This window comes from Bacteroidales bacterium, assembly GCA_018334875.1.
GTDB lineage: Bacteria > Bacteroidota > Bacteroidia > Bacteroidales > UBA12077 > JAGXLC01.
Genome location: JAGXLC010000457.1, coordinates 1 through 3,168 on the forward strand (window position 1 = coordinate 1; position 3,168 = coordinate 3,168).

3 protein-coding genes are annotated in these 3,168 nt (G+C 43.8%); all 3 read left to right on the forward strand.

Annotation, left to right across the window (positions count from 1 at the left end; translation table 11 throughout):
* A partial coding sequence (locus KGY70_19760; GenBank protein ID MBS3777441.1) for a hypothetical protein occupies nucleotides 1-461 on the forward strand: 461 nt, incomplete at its 5' end.
* A gap of 6 nt (nucleotides 462-467) precedes the next feature.
* On the forward strand, nucleotides 468-1,949 hold the full coding sequence (locus tag KGY70_19765; GenBank protein MBS3777442.1) for a TolC family protein: 1,482 nt from the start codon (nucleotides 468-470) through the stop codon (nucleotides 1,947-1,949).
* 16 nt (nucleotides 1,950-1,965) lie between these two features.
* On the forward strand, nucleotides 1,966-3,039 hold the full coding sequence (locus KGY70_19770) for an efflux RND transporter periplasmic adaptor subunit (protein MBS3777443.1): 1,074 nt from the start codon (nucleotides 1,966-1,968) through the stop codon (nucleotides 3,037-3,039).
* The last annotated feature ends 129 nt before the right edge of the window (nucleotides 3,040-3,168 follow it).

Consider the following 3,168-nt stretch of genomic DNA (forward strand, 5'->3'; position numbering starts at 1 on the left):
GGGATCTGCTCAGAAACAAAGAAAATCAGGATGAATATACCGACGTCAATGTTTGGCGACCTCCGGAAGAATGGCAAAAAGCCATTCACAACCAGTTCTACGGCAAAGTGAAATTATCAGCTGTATACATCAGATCAGGTAATGGTGAGCAGAAAGCCGAGTGGACAGTACCTATAGAGCATGCCGACAATTATGAGGTACAGGCATATGTATCTGATGCAGGTTTGCGGCCCAGATGGGGCAGAAACCGCGAGCGCAACAACGTGGATAAACTATATCATTACACCATATTCCACGACGAGGGGGAAGAAACAATACCGGTGGAGGTAGATGACAGGGAAGGTGAATGGGTACGCCTGGGCGAATACCATTTCTCAGCGGATTCGGCAAGAATTCAAATCTCCAACAATTCCGAAGCCAGAACTGTAATCGCTGACGCCATCAAACTAATCAGAAAATAAAACATCATGATCCTAAAACGCTTTATTGTAATTACGATTTTATCTTTGTTCAGTGTCTCTGTTAGTTCCCAGGAACTGCTGAGGCTTGAAGAGGCACTGGAAATTGCCAATGAAAACAGCCCGGAAGTAAGAAAAAGCCGGTTGGCCATGCAACGGAGTAAAAACTATCTTGATGCCCAACAGGCATCGTTGAAAACCAACTTCAACCTGGCCGTTGACCCCTTCAATTATTCCAGGGAACAAAGGTTTTATGAGGTGAATTCCCGGTGGCAAACCACAGAAACCTACTCCAGTATGGCAAACTTCAGCATTTCTCAACCAATTGTAGCTACGGATGGGGTACTTTCCCTGAACAACAGGCTGGCCTGGCAGCACTCAACTACTGAGATTGCATCCGAATTGAATGAAGACATTGCCTTTAGCAACAATTTATTCCTGCAATACTCCCAACCGCTATTCTCCTATAACGAAACCAGGCAAAATCTGGAAGAACTGGAACTTGACTATGAAAGGTCAGATATACAATACAGGCTTCAAAAGCTAAACACAGAGGTTCAGGTAACAAGAAACTATTATAATTTATACGCCTCTCAAATGGCCTTGCAAATTTCCAGAGAAGAACTGGAAAATCAGAAAAAAAATTATGAGGTGGTGCAAAATAAAGTTGATGCCGATTTACTGGCATTAGAAGAACTTTATCAGGCAGAAGTTAATCTGGCCTCGGCCCGTTCACAGGTTTATACACGTGAAGTGCAGCTTCAAAACGCGAAAGATAATTTTAAACAAATGATCGGAATGGACCTTGACGAAAATTTCAGGGTGGAGCTTAGCATTAAGTTAGATTCAGTGGACATAAACATGGATAAAGCCATCCAGAATGCCCTTAATTCCCGTCTGGAAATCCGAAACCGGGAGATCGAACTTCAAAATGCAAAATTTCGTCTGATCGAGACCAGTGATCAGAACAAATTCAAGGGTAATGTATCAGTTTCCCTTGGTATACAAGGAGTAGACAAACAACTGGCCAACATGTATGATGTACCCACAACAAGCCCTTCCGTTTCCCTAAGTTTCAATGTTCCTATCTGGGACTGGGGAGCCCGGGAAGCACGAATCAAAGCGGCCCGGTTAAATGTGGAATCGACCGAGATCGACTTAAATCAGGAATCCAAATCGATTAATCTGGGCATTCGCCAAACCATTCGAAATCTCAGGAATTACCGGAACCAGATTGAAATTGCCAGAAAGAATGAAAAAAATGCCCAGCTCACTTATGACATCAACCTCGAACGATACAACAATGGCGATCTTACAGGCATGGATCTTCAGTTGTATCAGAACCAGCTAAGCCAGGCAAGGATGGATCTGACCACAGCCCTCATTGATTACAAAATGGAATTGCTGAACCTTAAAATGCAAAGCCTTTACGACTTCATGGAAAACGAACCATTGTTGCCCAAAGATGTAGTTAATAGTATTTTAGAATAATAAACAGCAGACGGACATGCAAAAACAACATTTTAATTTTTTCAGGATCATTCCCGCCGTTGCCCTGTTTGGGATGTTCATTGTGGGATGCAACCAGGGAGAGATCAACAGAGACAGTGACGTAGCCGTACCCGTATCGGTGACTGAAGCCAGTTATGATTCCATTAGCGAATATCTTCAGACAACCGGCACGGTACAAGCCGTTCAATCGGCTGAACTGGTTACAGAAGCTGGAGGCGATTATTACCTTCAGGAAAATCCAGGAACCCGGGAACAATTTTCCCTGTCAGACAGGATCAATAAAGGTGAAGTACTTGTAGAACTTGAAAACAGGGAATATGAACTGGGCATCCAGCTTGAATCGGTAAAGCTGGAGCAGAAAATAGCCAAACAGGAATTTGAAAAACAAAAAGCACTCTATGAGAAAGGTGGTGTCACGCTTCGTGAGCTGACCAATGCAGAAAAAACTTACATCAATGCACAATCGGCACTTGAAGAGGCCAGAATAAACCTTGCCAAACTCTCTGTTAAAGCACCTTTCACCGGTTTTATCACTCAACTTCCTTATCATACCCAGGGAACGCGTATATCTTCCAACACAACAGTGGCCAAAATCATGGACTACAGGGAGCTGATCATGGAGGTGAGCTTACCCGAAAAATCCATCACGAAAATCAAACGGGGACAAAGGGTAGATGTCGGTCATTATTCTATGGAGTCAGAAACGCTGAAGGGTAAGGTTACTGAAATCTCTCCTGCAGTTGATCCGACCACCCGCATGTTTGATGCAAAGATCAGGGTACAGAACCCCGACAGATCCCTCCGTCCGGGCATGTTTGTTAAAGCCAATGTGATGGTACAACACAAAGACAGCACCATAACCCTGCCTCGCGAAGTGGTGCTCAATAACAACGACAGGCAAATAGTGTATGTGATTGAAAGAGACCGGGCCCGCGAAAGAAATGTTGTCACAGGAATTGAATCGGGTGACCGTGTCGAGATCATCGATGGTCTTGAAGAAGATGAACGTGTGGTAACCGACGGATATGAGACGCTGAGGGACCGAAGCAGGGTTGAGGTGCTTAAGTAATGATTGAATGAATGATTGATTGATTGATTGATATAATAAAAAGTTGGCAGTTAGCAGCTTACTATATTACAGAATCAAATTTAAGGGAGAAAGATTTAGTAATACAGTTGGTCCCGCATTCTGCGGGAG